General features: G+C 57.6%; 1 protein-coding gene. It reads left to right on the plus strand.

From position 1 onward, the window contains the following. The coding region (locus BG74_RS05025; RefSeq protein WP_187202654.1) for a hypothetical protein at positions 1 to 238 on the plus strand (238 nt) is incomplete at both ends.

The raw sequence follows: 238 nt of genomic DNA on the forward strand, positions 1-238 counted from the left end.
CGAGCTCTTGGCGGACACGCCGCTCGAGGTCAGTCACCATCCAGATCTGGACGCATTGGGCGATGCGCAAGTGGATATTCTACTTATTGGTAAGCTGGTGACCGCGACACTGTCGCTGTCGGAAATGCACTACGAGCTGCTACGGGCAAGCGGCCATACCCGCTGTATCATCCTGGCGCTGCCTGGCGCATGGATGTTGGGGGAAGAGCTACTAAAACATATGGGCGCTGATGCCTGT

Source organism: Sodalis-like endosymbiont of Proechinophthirus fluctus, assembly GCF_001602625.1.
Classification (GTDB): Bacteria; Pseudomonadota; Gammaproteobacteria; order Enterobacterales; family Enterobacteriaceae.